Annotated in this window: 19 protein-coding genes; 10 read left to right on the top strand and 9 right to left on the bottom strand. The window is 66.9% G+C overall.

The genetic code is table 11. The features are described from left to right. Nucleotides 1-17: 17 nt before the first annotated feature. From ACFWFP_RS08580 to ACFWFP_RS08570, 3 genes are all read right to left on the bottom strand, one after another. On the bottom strand, nucleotides 18-740 hold the full coding sequence (locus tag ACFWFP_RS08580; RefSeq protein ID WP_379294083.1) for a TetR/AcrR family transcriptional regulator: 723 nt from the start codon (nucleotides 738-740) through the stop codon (nucleotides 18-20). Between the two features lie 38 nt (nucleotides 741-778). Continuing rightward, entirely contained in the window at nucleotides 779-2,101 is a 1,323-nt protein-coding gene (locus ACFWFP_RS08575; protein WP_379294082.1) for a family 1 glycosylhydrolase, read from the bottom strand. 229 nt (nucleotides 2,102-2,330) lie between these two features. Further along, nucleotides 2,331-2,876, bottom strand: a complete 546-nt coding sequence (locus ACFWFP_RS08570; RefSeq protein ID WP_379294081.1) for a nitroreductase/quinone reductase family protein — start codon at nucleotides 2,874-2,876, stop codon at nucleotides 2,331-2,333. A 110-nt stretch (nucleotides 2,877-2,986) separates the two neighbouring features. Between ACFWFP_RS08570 and ACFWFP_RS08565 the strand changes: the two genes are divergently transcribed. Then, entirely contained in the window at nucleotides 2,987-3,469 is a 483-nt protein-coding gene (locus tag ACFWFP_RS08565) for a nitroreductase family deazaflavin-dependent oxidoreductase (protein ID WP_379294080.1), read from the top strand. A 58-nt stretch (nucleotides 3,470-3,527) separates the two neighbouring features. Here ACFWFP_RS08565 and ACFWFP_RS08560 read toward each other — a convergent pair whose 3' ends face one another. Continuing rightward, nucleotides 3,528-4,730 (bottom strand): site-specific integrase, encoded by a 1,203-nt coding sequence (locus tag ACFWFP_RS08560; RefSeq protein ID WP_379294078.1) that lies wholly within the window; start codon nucleotides 4,728-4,730, stop codon nucleotides 3,528-3,530. Nucleotides 4,731-4,766: 36 nt separating this feature from the next. Here ACFWFP_RS08560 and ACFWFP_RS08555 point away from each other — a divergent pair, with 36 nt between their 5' ends. Both ACFWFP_RS08555 and ACFWFP_RS08550 read left to right on the top strand, forming a co-directional pair. Then, on the top strand, nucleotides 4,767-5,021 hold the full coding sequence (locus ACFWFP_RS08555; RefSeq protein ID WP_379294077.1) for a hypothetical protein: 255 nt from the start codon (nucleotides 4,767-4,769) through the stop codon (nucleotides 5,019-5,021). Between the two features lie 153 nt (nucleotides 5,022-5,174). Next, entirely contained in the window at nucleotides 5,175-5,726 is a 552-nt protein-coding gene (locus ACFWFP_RS08550; RefSeq protein WP_379294076.1) for a hypothetical protein, read from the top strand. Between the two features lie 18 nt (nucleotides 5,727-5,744). Here the strand turns inward: ACFWFP_RS08550 and ACFWFP_RS08545 are convergent, their stop codons facing one another. After that, nucleotides 5,745-6,443: a winged helix-turn-helix transcriptional regulator gene (locus ACFWFP_RS08545; protein WP_379294075.1), complete on the bottom strand. Its 699-nt coding sequence runs from the start codon at nucleotides 6,441-6,443 to the stop codon at nucleotides 5,745-5,747. Between the two features lie 117 nt (nucleotides 6,444-6,560). On the opposite strand from ACFWFP_RS08545, the gene ACFWFP_RS08540 reads away from it, so the two are divergent. Beyond that, on the top strand, nucleotides 6,561-7,682 hold the full coding sequence (locus ACFWFP_RS08540) for an acyl-CoA dehydrogenase family protein (RefSeq protein ID WP_379294074.1): 1,122 nt from the start codon (nucleotides 6,561-6,563) through the stop codon (nucleotides 7,680-7,682). A gap of 36 nt (nucleotides 7,683-7,718) precedes the next feature. On the opposite strand, the gene ACFWFP_RS08535 is transcribed toward ACFWFP_RS08540, so the two are convergent. Continuing rightward, the gene (locus ACFWFP_RS08535; protein WP_379294073.1) at nucleotides 7,719-8,192 is read right to left on the bottom strand and encodes a hypothetical protein; all 474 of its coding nucleotides are present in this window, start codon (nucleotides 8,190-8,192) and stop codon (nucleotides 7,719-7,721) included. A gap of 275 nt (nucleotides 8,193-8,467) precedes the next feature. On the opposite strand from ACFWFP_RS08535, the gene ACFWFP_RS08530 reads away from it, so the two are divergent. After that, entirely contained in the window at nucleotides 8,468-9,181 is a 714-nt protein-coding gene (locus ACFWFP_RS08530) for a hypothetical protein (RefSeq protein WP_379294072.1), read from the top strand. A 28-nt stretch (nucleotides 9,182-9,209) separates the two neighbouring features. On the opposite strand, the gene ACFWFP_RS08525 is transcribed toward ACFWFP_RS08530, so the two are convergent. Beyond that, entirely contained in the window at nucleotides 9,210-9,695 is a 486-nt protein-coding gene (locus ACFWFP_RS08525; RefSeq protein WP_379294071.1) for a MarR family winged helix-turn-helix transcriptional regulator, read from the bottom strand. Nucleotides 9,696-9,797: 102 nt separating this feature from the next. Here ACFWFP_RS08525 and ACFWFP_RS08520 point away from each other — a divergent pair, with 102 nt between their 5' ends. From ACFWFP_RS08520 to ACFWFP_RS08500, 5 genes are all read left to right on the top strand, one after another. Further along, nucleotides 9,798-10,874, top strand: coding sequence for an epoxide hydrolase family protein (locus tag ACFWFP_RS08520; protein WP_379294070.1), 1,077 nt, complete (start codon nucleotides 9,798-9,800; stop codon nucleotides 10,872-10,874). Between the two features lie 213 nt (nucleotides 10,875-11,087). Next, nucleotides 11,088-11,606: a pyridoxamine 5'-phosphate oxidase family protein gene (locus ACFWFP_RS08515; RefSeq protein WP_379294069.1), complete on the top strand. Its 519-nt coding sequence runs from the start codon at nucleotides 11,088-11,090 to the stop codon at nucleotides 11,604-11,606. Between the two features lie 115 nt (nucleotides 11,607-11,721). Then, nucleotides 11,722-12,366 (top strand): hypothetical protein, encoded by a 645-nt coding sequence (locus ACFWFP_RS08510; RefSeq protein ID WP_379294068.1) that lies wholly within the window; start codon nucleotides 11,722-11,724, stop codon nucleotides 12,364-12,366. 18 nt (nucleotides 12,367-12,384) lie between these two features. Then, a complete protein-coding gene (locus ACFWFP_RS08505; RefSeq protein WP_379294067.1) occupies nucleotides 12,385-12,612 on the top strand; it encodes a hypothetical protein in 228 nt (75 codons plus the stop codon). A gap of 75 nt (nucleotides 12,613-12,687) precedes the next feature. After that, nucleotides 12,688-13,296, top strand: a complete 609-nt coding sequence (locus ACFWFP_RS08500) for a CatB-related O-acetyltransferase (RefSeq protein WP_379295108.1) — start codon at nucleotides 12,688-12,690, stop codon at nucleotides 13,294-13,296. A gap of 10 nt (nucleotides 13,297-13,306) precedes the next feature. Here ACFWFP_RS08500 and ACFWFP_RS08495 read toward each other — a convergent pair whose 3' ends face one another. Together ACFWFP_RS08495 and ACFWFP_RS08490 are read right to left on the bottom strand one after the other, a co-directional pair. Then, entirely contained in the window at nucleotides 13,307-14,041 is a 735-nt protein-coding gene (locus tag ACFWFP_RS08495; protein ID WP_379294066.1) for a ferritin-like domain-containing protein, read from the bottom strand. A 186-nt stretch (nucleotides 14,042-14,227) separates the two neighbouring features. After that, the gene (locus ACFWFP_RS08490; RefSeq protein ID WP_378991678.1) at nucleotides 14,228-14,509 is read right to left on the bottom strand and encodes a hypothetical protein; all 282 of its coding nucleotides are present in this window, start codon (nucleotides 14,507-14,509) and stop codon (nucleotides 14,228-14,230) included. Nucleotides 14,510-14,797: the final 288 nt, after the last annotated feature.

Genomic DNA, 14,797 nt, shown 5'->3' with positions numbered 1-14,797 from the left:
CAGATCCCGGCGGCGATTCAGTTGCCGGCGACCAGTTGGGTGATGATCTCGGTGAGTTGCTGGTCGGGGTCGAGGTTCAGGCCGTGGCGGCGGGCGACGCCGTCGACCACGTGCCAGGCGTAAGAGGCGACCTCCTCGATGAGCTGATCCCTGGTGAGCGCGGGCTCGGGGTCGTTGGCCCAGCGGGTGACGGTGGCCTCGGTCATCGACACGATGGCGAAGGTCATCGTGTCGGCCGAGGCCTCGTCGGTGACGCCGACCACCCCGGCCAGGCCGGTGACCAGCGCCCTGGTCGATCCCGCGATGGTGGCGATCAGCGCGCTCATCGCGTCGATATCGGGATCGGTCTCCGACGGGCCTGTCCGCAGGAACTCGTGTAATCGGGGGTGGTCCTGGATCCAGGTCACGACGCCGCCGATCGTGCGCACCAGGATTTCGTGGATGGAGCCCTCGGCGATGTCGAGCGCGTCCTCGATGTCGGCGACGAAACGGTCGGCGATCTCGCTCCTGATCCGGCGATCCAGCTCGTCGCGGCCGGCGAACTGCCGGTAGACCACCGATTTCGCGAGGCCGGCGTGCTCGGCGATCTGGATGATCGGCACCTCGACGCCGGCGGGCGCCTGCTCGATCAGCTCGACCGCGGCCAGCACGATCCGCTCCCGGCGGCTGTCATTGTGCGGCTGCCATCGGGCTTGCCTGCCGCTCACGGCGCTGGAGGGGTGTGACGCTGTGCTCGACACCCGCCCGAGTGTAGAGCAAACGTTGACGCTTCAAACCGCTACCGGGGGACCGACACCGGATCGGTGCAACTGGCGAGTCCGTCGACCAGCGAGCACGGAGCGACGGGGCGCGTCGGCCGATAGTCGGGGCCGACGCCACCCGCCGTGGTGATCGCCCGGTAGGCCGAGACCGCGTCGGTCGGTGTGCGAGTCAACGTCGGGTCGGTGAGCACGTCGACGGTGTAGAGACCGAAACGTGGCGTGTAGGAACCCCATTCGTAGTTGTCGGTCAGGCTCCAGTAGTTGTAGCCCATGAGCGGAATGCCGTCGGCGACGGCGCGCTGCAGCCAGTAGACGGTGTCGCGGAGCGAATCCGCACGGGTGTAGCCGTCGGCGCGCGGGCGCCCGTTCTCGGTGGGGATGCCGTTCTCGACGATGTAGAGCGGGCGGCCGGGGAACTTGCGGGCGTAATGGTCGAGCGCGTAGTAAATGCCTTCGGGTTGCAGCGGAATGGTCCAGAGGCGGTCGGGATCGGGGACTTGCAGCTGTGTGGGGGAGAGGCCGTAGTAGTAGTCGATGCCGATGTAGTCCAGGCGCGCGGAGATCCGGTCGAGCAGTGGCCCGCTGACCGCATCGTCGACCCCGGGAATGTAGGCGACGTTGCTGGTCACCTGCGCCCCCGGGTGTACGGCGTGGATGTAGTCGTAGATGCTGTTGTGGGCCTGGGCGATTCGATCACCCATCGTGAGGACGTCGGCCGCGCCGATGCCGCCGTGCCGCAGATCGTTGACCAGATAGAACGTGGGCTCGTTGAAGGTCACCCACAACGGATCAGCGCCGGCGTACCGGTCGACGACGCGGCGGGCGTTGGACAGCCAGTTCGCGACGATCTCCGGATCGCGCCAGCCGCCGCGGTCTGCCGCCCAGCCCGGGTACACCCAGTGATCGAGGGTCAGCATCGGACGCATTCCGGCCTCGGTGATCGCCGCAATGACGTCGTCGTAGAACGCGAGCCCTGCTTCGTCCCAGATTCCGGGTTGCGGTTGTACCCGGGCCCACTCGATACCGATGCGGTACACGCGCACACCGAGTTTCGCGGCCAGGGCGATGTCGGAGCGGTACCTACCGTGGAAGTCCACCGAGTTCAGGTAGGGGTCGGCCGTGCTCCCCGATTCGACATAGCGGCGCCAATTGCTGTCCGGCGCATCACCTTCGGCCTGAAAGCCGGAAGCCGCCACGCCCCACAGGAATTCGGGTCCGAGGGGCGCGAGGAGGGCCGGTGCGGGTGGTCGAGCGAGAGCGGGGGAGGGGCCGGTCGCGAGCAGGGCCGAAGCGGCCACAGCGAACGTAGCGAGGATGCGTCGACCACGAGGGGAGGGCATGGCACTCCTGGCGGGCTAGGGGAGGGGAGTGGGATCAGTGTGCGACATCGAGGGGACTGTGCGGGGGAATTGCGGCGGCGGGGCTGGAACTAACAAAATTACATGGAGTTACGTAGATATGCGCATCTACTTATGTATCTACCTCTGGGCGGCCCTACACACCCGCCCAACTGACAACATGTCCATACGATTCGAAGAACTCACCAGCACCGACAGGGGAGGGCTTCCGCTAAGTCGCCAGATCGACGGCTACGGCACGACCGGTGTCGAACCAGTACTCGTGCAGCCGCCGGATCTTCGCCCGTGAGGGCACACCGCGCAGGTGAAGCGTGCATTCGCCGAAGTCGAACGGCACGACGGTGTCGCACAGCAGAGCTCGCGCCGTGGCGAGTTCGGCCGGGTCGGTGATCTCTCTGGCCATCCCGCTGTGGGTCCCGTCGGGCAGCTTCACGGTGACGTGCGGATCGGCGCGGACATTGAGCAGCCAGGCATTGACCGCGCCGGGTCGCTGCACCGTCACGTGGGGTGGCATCAGCTGGACGAGGTACGCGCGATCACCGTCGCGAAGGATCCGGACGCACTTCGGGCGCGGAAGACCGGACTTGCGTCCCGTAGTGGTCAGAATCCCGTACCCACGCGGTGTGCGGAGGCGAAAGAACGGCAGCATGCCCGCGCTGAGCAGCTTGCCGTCGCGAGGACCGCGCACGAGTCGGCCGTGTTTGCCGATTTCGGCCTCCGCCGCGGTGCGCCGGGCTTCGTTTCGGGCCTCGTCCATGCCCCTATGGTCCGCTCGCGGCGATCGGTCGTCCAGCACACCGAGTGAGTTGGCTCTCAGCACGCGGTTGTGAGTGGGCGAACCAGGTTCGCTCGAGCCAGGATTCTGGGATGGTGTGGAATCCCTTGCCGGGCTTTGCGCGCGTGTTCGCGTCACAGCCCTGGGTGATGCGTGGCGCCGGCGTCGTTCTGCCGACCGAGCGGTTGTTGCGCAGGCTCAGCGGCGGTCGGTGGGGTGTGCTCGACCTGGCCGGGCTCCCGTCGATCGAGATCACGGTGGTCGGGCGCAAGTCGGGACAGCCGCGCACGACCTCGCTGCTGTGTGTGCCCGACGGCGACGGCTTCTATCTCGTCGGCTCGAACTGGGGTAAGCCCGAGCATCCTGCCTGGTCGGCGAATTTGCGTGCGGCCCGCACGGCATCGGCGCGTTTCGGCGGCAGTTCCGCGTTCCCGGTGTCGGTCGTCGAGATCACCGGTGTCGAGCACAAGCGGGTGTGGGACCAGGCGGTGGAGTTCTGGCCAGGGTACGAGATGGAGTTCCAGCGCTCGGGCGGTCGCGAGTTCCGCATCTTCCGGCTCGACCGGATCGCCTGATCAGAGGGCATTGATCGGCGCCGGCCGCCGATTGACGGCGCTGCGGGCTCGCTCGGATTCAGAGGCCGAGCTTGGTGACGGCGTTGTCTTCGAGCGGATTCGCGGTGCGGATGTAGCCGTGCACGGTGCGGGGGTTGGCCCAGCGGCCCTGGCGCATGATCTCGCGGTCGCTGGCGCCGCCGAGGGCGGCCTGGGTGGCGAAGCCCGCGCGCAGGGAGTGCCCGGAGAACAGGTCAGGGTCGAGGCCCGCGCGGGCCGCGTAGCGCTTGACGAGTTCGGCGACGGCCCGGCCGGACAGCGCGGTGTCACCGATCGAGCCGTGCCGGTTGATGGTGGGGAACAGTGGGCGGTCCGTTTCGGTGCTGAGCCGGGTGCCGGTGAAGCCGTGGCAGCGGTGGATCGTGGTATCGGCGGCGAGGTTGTCCGTCGTCCAGGATCGTGTGCCCTCGTCGCCGGCGTCGGCGTTGACTTCCAGTAGGCGAACCCAGTCGGCGAACGCGCAGATCGGGCAGGTGCGTGGGTGTTTGCCGCGGGGCAGGGCAATGCGCTGTTCGGCGACGCCGGTCGGGTCGGTCTTGGTTGTGGGCAGATGCACGACGAGCAGCGGTTCGCCGGTGGTGTGGTCGGTGCGTACGTGCACGTCGCTGATCCGCAGGCCCGCGAGTTCGCTGCGTCGCAGTGCGCCGGCGAAGCCGACAAGCAGCGCCAGACCGTCTCGGCGGCGCGCGGGCTCGGTGGGCCAGGCGGGTGCCGGGAGTTCGGCGAGAAGCTGGTCGAGGGTGTGCAGCAGGACCGGGCGTTTCCGGGCCGGCGGGGTGCGCCGGGTTCGGCGGATACCACGCAGGGTGAGGCGCACGACGTCGGAACGTGTCGGTGAGGGGAGTCCGTTGGCAGCGTGGACTGCGGCGATGGCGGCGGACTTGCGATCCAGGGTGGCCGGGCTGAACGCCCACGTGCCGTTTTCTCGGCGGGCGTCGGCGGAGGCGGCCAGGTAAACGGCCACATCGAGTGGGTCGGCGGGCAGGGCCTGTCGGTGTTCGGCCGCGCACCAGCCTGCCCAGGCGATCCAGTCGGTCCGGTAGGCGCGCAGCGTGTTGGCCGATTGGGACGCTTCGAGGTAGCGGCGCAGTGCGCCTGCCTGGGTGTCGTCGAAGCGCTCGCGGACCAGGCGCAGGGCTGCGGTGTCGACGAGCACGCTGCGTACTCCGCGGCGCAGTTCGGTGCGGACTTGCTCGGGTAGCACGACCGATGCGTCGCTCAAGTTCGCCACTCCTCGCGTGAATCGCCGCTGCCGCCGATGGTTACCGGCGTCGCAGCTTATGTCATCGGCGTGCGGTCACGGCATCTCTTCGAGTTCGGCGAGCTGGGTGTGGATGTAGGCAGCGAGGCGGTGCCGGGCCGCGCCGGTGAGGAAGCTGGTGTCGCCCAGGCGCGGGAAGTGTTCATCGACCTCTCCGGCAGGCGCCGCGGCAGTCTCAGGAGCTTCGCCGACCAATGCGAGACGGGCCGGATGCTGTTGGGGCAGAGCAACATTCGGTTCGTACGGCTCTGAGGTTACTGCTCCGGTACGCACCATGGTCGAATCCTAACGTTTTGGTTACGGCGGCTGCCAACATGACGTGGCATGGAGTGATTACCGCCACGTTTTGTTCCATATAGTTCATGACGCCCGGTCGGAGTCCGCGCGAGCCGACATCATGGAGCGATGCGGGTGGTCATCGCCGACACGGAAATTCGGTTCGTCGACTACCCTTTCGCGGGCGCGTCGGTGTATCCCGACGGCGTGATCGCGGTATCCGCGATCACCGAAGCCGATCCCGGAGCGATCCGCCCACACCTGCGCACCGTCACCGGTGAGACGTTGTTCGTGCCTGCCGAGCACCGTCGCGCGCTCGACGATTTCTGCCGGCGCAACGCGATCGCGGTGCATCGATGTCTCGATATCTGGGCTGATCTGCTCGAGCCGTTCCTCGACACCTGGTTCGATGCCGAGGACCAGCAGGCGACCGAGGCGCGGTTGCACGCGGCGGGACTGGGGTCGAAGGAGATCGCCGAGATCCGTGGGCGCGTCGAACGCGCGATGATGTCCTACAACTTCGACAGCATGCTGTGGGAGTGGGTGCATCTTGACCTGTACGACCTGTTGTCCGCGGCGAACGGCGTTCTCGTGCGGTCTGAAGCGCAGGCGACTCTGGGAGATCCGGTCGAGCTGTACCGCTGGGCGATGAGTATCGCCGAGCGAGCCGGATCGATCTGAACGGCACGTCTTTTCGTCTCACGACGCGCGTGCTTGCTGGTCCGGGCGGGCTGTCGCGGCGACATATCCGGCCACCGGGCTCAACCGCAACACCGCGGGCATGCGGCGGGTCAGCGCGGGCGGGCCGGTGAAGGTGATCCGTCCGGTGCGTTGCGCGTGGGTGAGCGGCATGCGCCCCAGCCACACTTCGTAGAGCCCGGCGACATCCGCGGTGATCGTGACGTCGACGGGATAGCCGGGATCGGTCTCGCACACCGAGGGCACCGCGCCTTCGACGACGATCCAGAAGCGACGTACATCGTCGGTGAACCGGACGTGCAGCACCTGCCGCCGGCCGGGCAGCATCGAGGTGTCGACGCGGGTGTGCATCCACCACACGAGCAGGGCGGCGTCGAGTTCCTCCTCCTGCGGTGCGCCGAAGGTCCAGCGTGCGCCCCATTCGCCGAGGCCGAACAGGATGGGCTCGAGCTGGCTACCGGCTTCGGTGAGCAGGTGTTCGGTGCCGAGCTTCTCGATGAGTCCGGCGCGTTCGAACTGGCGCAGGCGCTTGGCGAGCAGGCTGCGCGACAGGCCCGGCAGGCCGCGGGCGAGGTCGTTGAAGCGGGTGGTGCCGAGGAACAGGTCGCGCAAGATGAGCAACGACCATCGTTCGCCGAGCACGTCGAGAGCGCGCGAGATCGGGCAGTACTGGCCGTAGCCTGCGGTCGTGATTGTCATGGGCACCTCAGCGGTCGGCAATTGCTCCTCCGTCGCACCGACGGGGTCCACTTTCTGGACCGGGAGAGTCCACTTTCTGGACTATCTGGTTATCGCGCCGCTTCCTACCTTCGAAACATGACTTCCACAATTTCTGACACCACGTCCAGCACCGACCGGGTTTCGGTGGCCCGTGAGATCGGTGAAATCTTGCGTCTCGAGGTCTCTGAGCGGGACCGCACCGGCGAAATCTCTGTCGCCGCGTTCGATCGATTGCGGGCGAGCGGTCTGTCCGCGGCGCTCGTGCCGGTCGAGTTCGGCGGTGGGGGCGCGTCGCATCGGGAGATGGGGGAGATCCTGCGCGAACTCGGCAGGCACGACCCCTCGACGGCGGTCGCGTTCGCGATGCACTCGCATCTGGTGGCCGCGCAGGTGTGGCGCCACAACCATGGGGTGGACGCGTCGGCGGTGTTCGCGAAGGTGGCGGGCGGGGCGATTCTGGTCAGCACCGGCGCCTCGGATTGGGTCGATTCCAACGGGCAGGCCGTGCGCGTAGAGGGTGGGTATCGGGTGAGTGCGCGTAAGGCGCCCGCGAGCGGATGTGAGGTGGGGGACGTGCTCGTCAGCAGTGTTCGCTGCGACGGGGAGGTGCTGCATTTCGCGATCCCGTTGGCCGCCGCGGGGGTGAGCATCGACAAGACCTGGGACTCGTTCGGTTTGCGGGCGAGCGGGTCGCACACGGTCGTGCTCGATGAGGTGTTCGTGCCCGATGCCGCGATCTCGATGACCCGCCCGGCCGGTCCGTGGCCGCCGGTGCTGAATGTGGTGATCGGCGCGGCCCTTCCGCTGGTGCTGGCCGCCTACCTCGGTGTCGCGGACGCGGCTGTCGAGCTCACCGCGCGCCTGTTGGAGGGCCGTTCCGACGCCCACACGGTCCAGTCGGGGGGCGAAATGCTCAATGCCCACACCACCGCCGAGGACCTCGTCGCCGCCATGTTCACCGCCTCCGAGAACCTGAACTTCCCCAACACCGACGCCTACGCGGCCCGCACCCTCAGCCGCAAAACCGTCGCGTCCGACGCGCTCATCACCACCGTCCGCCTGGCCATCGAAACCACGGGCGGCGCAGGCTATTCGCGCGCCTGCGACCTCGAACGCCTCTACCGCGACATCCACGGCTGCCAGTTCCACCCACTGCCCCGCGCCAAGCAGACCCGTTTCAGCGGACGAGTTCTGTTGGGGCACAGTCCGCTCGGCTGAGCGGCAAGGGGTCATCCACGCCGGATGACCCCTTGTCTACTGGTAGAGGTGGGCGGTGACGGTCGGGTCGTTGGCCAGGACGAAGTCGACGACATCCCAGAACTCCGGGAGGCGAGGGTGGGCCAATCCGTCTTCGCGCGAGAGCACCACTCCGTGGACGTCGTCGGCGGATCCGTCCAAACAGGCTTGGACCAGGGTCGCCGCCGGGTACGGATTGTTCTGTACCGGGCCGACGCGGCAACCGAAAGTCACGTGATCGTCGACGGCATCGGAATCCCAGGTCCCCAGGATGACATCGATCCAGGTGTCATGGTCCTGGTCGGCGTGGCGGTAGCTGTTGGCGAAGTACGCCGCGTAGGCGATGCCGTCGCGGGTGACCATGTTCCAGGTGCGCTCGATCGGCTCTTCGCAGCAGGGGCATTCGTACCGGGCGAACTGTCGTTCCTCCAGATCCGCTGCGAGTTCGGCCGGATTCATGTCGGGCCGCCGATCACCACGACCGGACGCCACATCAGCATCCGCGCCTCGAGTGTGCCGCCGAATTCCGTCGCCCTGACCCTCAATAGATCTTGATTCACCGCCACATGATCCGCTAGAGCGGTGAAAATCTCCTACTCGGGCGAGCTTTCACGTGGTTTGATCACCGGGTGATGATGCTCGCGCAACTGTGGTGGCCGCTGACCAGCGGCTGACCGAGTTGTGCGCGGCCGCCTGGAGGGTGGCCAGATCTGTCGTGACGACATCTGTTCCGGCCCCACGGGCGGTCCCGGAACGGAAGGACGACCATGATCGACCACAACACGTCTGCGGGGACCGGTGGGTTCGGCGAGATTCTCGTCAGCTCGCGCTCCCTCCACGAGTACCAGGCGATGTTCGCGCTCACCGATGACGATCTCGAGCGCCGAATTCTCGATTGTCCGGGTGGCGCCGCTGGATTCGCCGCCGAGGTCAGTCGACGCGGCGGCGATGTCACCGCCTGCGACGTAGCCTATTTCGACGACGGTATCGACCGAGTGGCGGCCGCCGCGGTCGCCGAAGCCGACCGGGGCAACAGGTACGTACGCGAGCACGCCGACGCCTACCGCTGGACCTTCTTCGCCGACCCCGACGAACACCACCGCGCCCGCCGCGAGTCAGCCGAACACTTCGCCGCCCACGCCCGCACCTCCCCGAACTGCTACGTCCCGGGCCGCCTGCCCGCGCTCCCGTTCGCCGACAACACCTTCGACCTTGCGCTGAGCTCCCACCTACTCTTCAGCTACGCCGACGACCTCGACTACACCTTCCACCACCGATCGATCATCGAACTGGCCCGCGTCACCACCACCGAGATCCGCCTGTTCCCGTTGACGCCCATCGGTTCGTCGGAGCGGTACCCGCAGCTCGAGGAGTTGCTCGCCGATCTGTCCGAATCAGGTATCGAGGGCCGAATCGTGGAAGTGGAGTACGAATTTCAGGCGGGCGCCCAGGAGATGCTGGTCTGCGAGTTGGCGGATTAGTGCTACCAACTCGTCTCGCTCTTGCCGCCTAGGTCCGGTGTGACGGCTCGTCGCCGGCGCCTGTTGTCCGGTCGTGGTGGTTCAGCAGCGTGGACAGCAGCGCGGTCAGCTGGTCTCGCTCTGCGGGGGAGAGTGGGTCGAGGAGTTCTTCTTGGCTGTGGGCGAGTTGCTTTTCCAGGCGGCGGAGTTGGCGTTTTCCCTGGGTGGTGAGGGTGATGACGTTGCGGCGGCGGTCGGTGGGGTCGGGGGTGCGGTCGACGAGGTTGTGGTCGGCGAGTTCGTTGATGGTGGCGACGATGTCGCTGACGTGGATGCCGCTGCGGCGGCCGAGGGTGGCTTGGCTCGCGGGGCCGAATTCGTCGAGGGTGGCCAGCAGCCGGTAGTGGTAGCCGCGGGCGTCGGCCGCTGCGAAACCCTCGCTGACCAGGCGGTGAGCGTGGTTCGCGGTTTGGGTCAGCAGCCAGGTGGGCAGGGTTGCCCACCTGGCGGGGGCCGGTTCGGGTGGGTGTTCCATGTGACAACTCTAACAAATCGTTTGTGCGACCAACGATCGCGATATCGTTGGTCGCATAAACGTTAGTCGCCCCAACGTTGGGCGGACGAAGGAGTTCAGACCATGATCGAGCCGTTCCGCGTCGACATCCCCCAGGCCGATATCGACGACCTCAACGACCGGCTCGCCCGCACCCGCTGGCCCAACGAGATCGCCGACGCCGGCTGGGACTACGGCTTCCCGCTGGCACGGCTGAAGGAACTCGCCGAATACTGGCGCACCGGCTACGACTGGCGAGCGCACGAGGCGAAACTCAACGAACTCGCGCACTTCACCACCGAAATCGACGGCCAGAACATTCATTTCGTCCATGTCCGCTCGCCGAAGCCGGACGCGCTCGCCCTGATCCTCACCCACGGCTGGCCCGGCTCGTTCCTCGAATTCCTCGACGTGATCGAACCGCTGTCCCGCGACTTCCACCTGGTGATCCCGTCCATTCCGGGCTACGGCTTCTCGGGGCCGACCCGTGAGCGCGGCTGGGACATCGTCCGGGTGGCGCGCGCGTGGGCCGAGTTGATGCGGCGGCTGGGCTACGAGCGCTACGGCGCCCAAGGTGGCGACTTCGGCTCGGGCATCTCTCAGTCGCTCGGAGCGGTGGCACCGAAGAATGTTGTCGGCGTGCACGTCAACTACCTGCCGACCCGTCCGAACCCGGACGTCGAACTCTCCGGTACCGACGAAGCGCGACTGGACAAGGTCAAACAACTGATGGCGAACCGACCGCCCTACCAGGCACTCCAGGCCGCCACCCCGCAGACCATCGGCTACGCGCTCACCGATTCGCCGGTGGGTCAACTCGCCTGGATCGCCGAACGTTTCGCGCAATGGACTGACCCACGCTCGCCGATCAGCGACGACCGGATGCTCACCGACATCTCCCTGTACTGGCTCACCGCCACCGCGGCGTCCTCGGCACGCCTGCATCGCGAGTCCGCGAGGGGCAGCGAGCCGTGCCCGGTGCCGCTCGGCGTCGCCGTCTTCGCCCACGACATCACCCAATCGGTGCGCCCGCTGGCCGAGCAGCTCTACGACATCAGGCACTGGTCGGAATTCGACCGGGGCGGTCACTTCGCCGCCATGGAGGTGCCCGACCTGCTCGCCACGGATATCCGGGAGTTCTTCCTCAACAGCGTCGAGTAGGGCTACCGCCGATCAACGGCCGGTACCACCAGGAGCCGGTGGGCACTTCCACGGCGCCAGAGCGCTTCGATGCCTGTCCGGCGGTCGCCTCACTGGTGCTGCCGGCAACCGACTCTCCGCATCGCGCTCGCGCAAATATGACACAAGGTGTCAAGGTTGTCGCCGAGGATGGGACTCGCCGGTTGGCACACCACTGAGAGATGAGGGACCTCCTTGCACGAAACCCCAGAAGATCTCGCAGAGCTGCAGGCACTGCTCGACGCTTCACTCACCAGCGCCACGTCGCACCTGCGTTCGATCATCGACGCCGAGAACACGCTGACCGCAGAGGCGCTCACCCAGACCCTCACCGGCATGTGCACCCTCGCGCTGTCCACCGTGACCGCGAAGGGCGAACCGCGGATCAGCGGGGTGGACGGACATTTCCTGCACGGACAATGGCATTTCGGCACGGCGCGCACCGCCGCGAAGGCGCGTCATCTCGCGGCCAGACCTGCTGCCAGCGTGGCACACATGCGCGGGGAGAACTTGGGCGTGTTCACGCACGGCACGGTCGAGATCCTCAACCCGCTGGGCGGTGAACCCGGGGCAGGCTGGCCGCAACTGCTGGCGTACCTCCAGGATTTCTACGGTGGCGACGCCTTCGACTGGGACAACGAGGTGGTCTACTTCCGCCTGCGTCCGCACTGGATGACCGTCTACGCACCCGATATCGCCCGGCTGGCTCCCTGACTATCTGTACGCGGGCGAAAACCCACACTTGCGCTATACGTATACATCTACTTATAGTGAGAGCACGCAATGTACGTATACATCTACGTACAATCCTCGTAGCCCAGGAGTGCAGATGCCTACTTTCCAGACCCCGCAGTCGATCACCGTCGCCGTTGACGTGCCTTGCGGTGACGTCACCGTGGTCGCCTCCGATCGAACCGACACTGTCGTCGAAGTCCGCCCGGTCGATACCTCCAGCAAGGCCGATGTCCGTGCCGCCGAACAGATGCGGGTCGAATTCGCCGACGGCAAGCTGACGGTCGAGGCCCCGAAGACGTGGAAGACCTTCACCCCGTTCGGCGGCAACCCGTCGGTTTCGGTGACCGTCGCGGTGCCGATCGGCTCCGCTCTCGACGCGACCCTCGCCATGGGCCGGCTGGTGAGCGCCGGCGAATTCGGCCGGTGCGATCTCGAAGTCTCCGCCGGTGACATCGTGGTCGAGCGCCCGAACGGTTCGGTGAGCGCGAAGACCGCCAAGGGCAACATCCGTGTCGACGAGGCCACGCGCGGGGTGCTGCGACTGGAGACGTCGATGGGCGACCTCGAGGTAGGGATTCGGCCGGGCCGCGCGGCGCGGCTCGAGGTCAACGCGCTGTACGGCACTGTGCAGAACCGCCTGGAACCCGTCGATCCGTCGCAGGGAAGCGGCCAGGCCGTTGAGGTTTTCGCGCGCAACCTGTACGGCAACGTCATCGTCGGCCACGGAACCCTCGTGTAGACCAGCGGTGCCGTTCGCGTGCCACCACGCCATCCTCGCAGTGATCGCATCACCGATCGGTGGGCGTGGGCCATCCGGGTGGATGCGCCCACGTCTGCCGCGAGGGTGGCGCTGGTCGCCGCGTGCGTCGACGTCGGAGGGGAGTTCGCCGCGCTGGGCCGCGTGTTCGACAATGATCTCGGATCGGGTGTAGCGGTCGTCGCGTGGGCGCCGCAGTGCTCGGTCGGCTCGACCGCCATCGGATAGTCCACGCGCAGAAGGAGTTCCGCTGTGTCGCACGATCGCACGCCTGTTCCCGCCGACCCGACCGTGCTGCACCCGATGCCCGACCAGCCGCGGGTTGTGCTGTTGAAACCGCTGATCACCTCGCCGCTCATCGAGGTCGGCGAGTACTCCTACTACGACGATCCCGACGACCCGACCGCCTTCGAAACCCGCAATGTCCTCTACCACTACGGCCCGGAGAAACTGATCATCGGGAAGTTCTGCGCGCTGGGCACCGGAACGCGGTTCATCATGAACGGCGCCAACCACCGCATGGACGGCCCGTCGACCTTCCCGTTTCCCACCATGGGCGGCTCCTGGTCGAACCACTTCGACCTGCTCACCGGCCTGCCGGGCCGAGGCGACACCGTCGTGGGCAACGACGTCTGGTTCGGCAACGGCGCGACGGTGATGCCCGGCGTGCGAATCGGCCACGGCGCCATCATCAGCACCGGGTCTGTCGTCACCGGCAACATCCCCGACTACGGCATCGTCGGCGGAAATCCGGCCCGCCTCATCCGAACCCGCTTCAGCGACACTGATATCGCCCGCCTGCTGGCAGTCGCGTGGTGGGATTGGCCCGCCGAGAGCATCACCGCGCACGTACCGACGATCATGTCCGGCAGCATCGACGACCTCGAAGCCGCCGCCGAATCGTCGAAATGAGCGAGCTGAATCAGCTCCAGACGTAGCGTTGCGGGTCCATGCGTTGCCATGCGCGGTTCATTTTTGCGTAGGCGGCCCGGCGGTAATGCGTCCAGGTGTAGCCGCCGGCGCGCAGAGCACGGTGGTGGCCGACCCACACGAGGAGCATGACTGCGAGAAACAGGACGCGGTGCGCGATCATGGTGCAGCGGTAGCGGGTGCGGGATCGGTTGTGCGACAGCACCGCGAGTCGCTCACATTGCAGCCGCACATGGGGCACCTCGTCGGCGAGGATCTGAGCGCAGACCGCGCGCAGGACCGGTGAGCCGGTAGCCCGGCGGATCGCGTTGTAATAGATCATCGCCAGCACTTCGACCATGACGACCGGGGTGGTCCAGACCTCGATGTCGGTGATGCTGTACCGAAGTCTGCGAAAGAGCGTGTCACCCCAATCAGCTTGTCGCCGTGGAATTCCCGCATCGTCCAAGATCCGGCCCAGCAGCGCGCCGTGGCGTTGCTCCTCACGGATGAACAGGTCGATGACATCGCGATACGCGGGATCACCGGTGGCAGCGGCATATCGGTCGGCCGCCGCCGCCAGATGCTGTCCCTCCGATGTTTCGCCGAGCTGCCAAGCCTGGAGTGACCGGCGAAGAGGCGCCATCTCGGCGGTCGTTGCCCCGACCCCGTTGGACTGCCACGGAATCTCACGCTGCCGGAGCGCGTTCTGCTGGAAGTAGGCGAGCCATTCCTCGGTGGAACGCACTCTTCGCTCACCCACCCGTGTACCGATCGCTGATGTCGCGCTCGTCGAATCCCGCACAGCTTCCCCCTCTGCTCGCCTCCAGTCGTACCCGAAGCGGGAGTTCGCCGCCAGCGGACCGTACGCGAGCTACGCCGAGTCACCGGGAAGGCCGGCTTCCTGGTGACCCGGCGTCGGGTGTTCGCCCGGCTACTTCCAGGACGGCAAGCAGCCGGCGGCGCGCAGGCGCGAGGCGAAGCCGGTGTCGACGCTGCTGCTCGATCCGGTGGCCGAGCCGGTGGTAGCTCCGGTGAACGCGGCGGCGAGCTCGCCACCGAGCCCGGCACCGATGGAGCACCCGAGCAGATTGAGGTCGATGGTGATGATCTCGTTGGGCTCCGCGGGGTTGTCGACGGCATTGGCCGGTCCGGCGAGGCAGGCGATGGTGGCGGCGACAGCTACCGCGACGGCACCGGCTGTGACAGAACGCATTTTTCTCCTGGCAGTTGATTCGGCGAATTTTCGGTGCCGATCAGCCAGCGAACGACCGTCGGCACCGCGGCAGTGCGGCCCGGCCGAGCACGGCGGGGCAACTCCCCTCAACGAACTACCCACGACATCCGCTGCCGGAAACCCCGATTGTCCAGATGCGCGGTGAGACATCCCTCGCGTTGTGTGCGGCGGCATTTCGTGACCGACGCACACCTGTGCCCCACGGTGTCGATGCTGTGAGCTGGGAAGATTCATCGTCGACAGCGCAACGAGAACACGATTTCCGCA

Origin of the sequence: Nocardia sp. NPDC060249 (assembly GCF_042728755.1) — a bacterium.
Taxonomy (GTDB): domain Bacteria; phylum Actinomycetota; class Actinomycetes; order Mycobacteriales; family Mycobacteriaceae; genus Nocardia.
Note: the sequence above shows the minus strand (reverse complement) of the source record. Positions and strands in the feature narration are given on the sequence as shown.

Coding starts and splice junctions, on each gene's coding strand:
- ACFWFP_RS08575 (WP_379294082.1), bottom strand. CDS start 2,101: ATGCCCTCCCCTCGTGGTCGACGCATCCTCGCTACGTTCGCTGTGGCC.
- ACFWFP_RS08545 (WP_379294075.1), bottom strand. CDS start 6,443: ATGACAATCACGACCGCAGGCTACGGCCAGTACTGCCCGATCTCGCGC.
- ACFWFP_RS08570 (WP_379294081.1), bottom strand. CDS start 2,876: ATGGACGAGGCCCGAAACGAAGCCCGGCGCACCGCGGCGGAGGCCGAA.
- ACFWFP_RS08510 (WP_379294068.1), top strand. CDS start 11,722: ATGCCTACTTTCCAGACCCCGCAGTCGATCACCGTCGCCGTTGACGTG.
- ACFWFP_RS08550 (WP_379294076.1), top strand. CDS start 5,175: ATGCGGGTGGTCATCGCCGACACGGAAATTCGGTTCGTCGACTACCCT.
- ACFWFP_RS08525 (WP_379294071.1), bottom strand. CDS start 9,695: ATGGAACACCCACCCGAACCGGCCCCCGCCAGGTGGGCAACCCTGCCC.
- ACFWFP_RS08500 (WP_379295108.1), top strand. CDS start 12,688: ATGCCCGACCAGCCGCGGGTTGTGCTGTTGAAACCGCTGATCACCTCG.
- ACFWFP_RS08565 (WP_379294080.1), top strand. CDS start 2,987: ATGGTGTGGAATCCCTTGCCGGGCTTTGCGCGCGTGTTCGCGTCACAG.
- ACFWFP_RS08530 (WP_379294072.1), top strand. CDS start 8,468: ATGATCGACCACAACACGTCTGCGGGGACCGGTGGGTTCGGCGAGATT.
- ACFWFP_RS08540 (WP_379294074.1), top strand. CDS start 6,561: ATGACTTCCACAATTTCTGACACCACGTCCAGCACCGACCGGGTTTCG.
- ACFWFP_RS08555 (WP_379294077.1), top strand. CDS start 4,767: ATGGTTACCGGCGTCGCAGCTTATGTCATCGGCGTGCGGTCACGGCAT.
- ACFWFP_RS08520 (WP_379294070.1), top strand. CDS start 9,798: ATGATCGAGCCGTTCCGCGTCGACATCCCCCAGGCCGATATCGACGAC.
- ACFWFP_RS08490 (WP_378991678.1), bottom strand. CDS start 14,509: ATGCGTTCTGTCACAGCCGGTGCCGTCGCGGTAGCTGTCGCCGCCACC.